Below are 697 nucleotides of genomic sequence, written 5' to 3' on the forward strand. Positions count from 1 at the left end.
GACTTGATCCTGTTGCAGCTCACCGCCAGCAGTCCCCATGTCATATGTGCAGAAATTTGGACGCAGAACGCATTTGTGACCAATTAAATGAACAAATCTAGACCTATCTCAAGAACTGTGGCAAAATGTACAAATTTCTGGACGCAAAGTCACAGCACGTCCACTTAAACGAACGAAATGGTATAGCTATGCCCCGTCAAAGAAGCTACTCCCGCGTAACGCACCAGGCGCTCGCCATGCTTGGCAAGCTCATCCGCGTCGGCCGCACCGAGCGCAGGCTGACCGCGCAGGAACTGTCCGACCGCGCCGGCATCAGCCGCACGACCCTATCCAGTATCGAAAAAGGCGCACCGGGCCCCGAAATCGGCATCGTCTTTGAAGTCGCATCCATCGTGGGCGTGCGCCTCTTCGATTACGACGAGCGCACTCTCCAGATGCACAATAACCACCTTGACGAAAAACTGGCCCTGCTGCCCAAGAGCGTCCGTCAAAGCGTGAAGGAGGTCGATGATGATTTCTAAGACGGACGCTACGGAAGCTTTTGTCTGGATGTGGCTGCCCGGGGCCACTGAACCGGTAGTGGCTGGCCGTCTCGACCAGGATGGCGAGCGCCTGCTTTTCACCTACGGCGCCAGCTACCGCCGCCGTGAGAATTCCATTTCCATCTATGATCCGGAGCTGCCGCTCAAGGAAGGCG

Annotated in this window: 1 protein-coding gene and 1 pseudogene; both read left to right on the forward strand. The window is 56.4% G+C overall.

Features of this window, described 5'->3' with window-relative positions; genetic code table 11:
* The first annotated feature begins 236 nt into the window (after nucleotides 1-236).
* Nucleotides 237-521 carry a helix-turn-helix transcriptional regulator gene (locus AB4Z23_RS27560; RefSeq protein ID WP_020811813.1) on the forward strand — a complete coding sequence of 95 codons (285 nt, stop codon included), beginning with the start codon at nucleotides 237-239 and terminating at the stop codon, nucleotides 519-521.
* Nucleotides 511-697, forward strand: a pseudogene (locus AB4Z23_RS27565) (type II toxin-antitoxin system HipA family toxin); the annotation flags it as partial. The gene AB4Z23_RS27560 and the pseudogene AB4Z23_RS27565, both read left to right, overlap by 11 nt.

The organism is Agrobacterium sp. MCAB5 (assembly GCF_052114365.1).
GTDB classification, from domain to species: Bacteria; Pseudomonadota; Alphaproteobacteria; order Rhizobiales; family Rhizobiaceae; genus Agrobacterium; species Agrobacterium tumefaciens.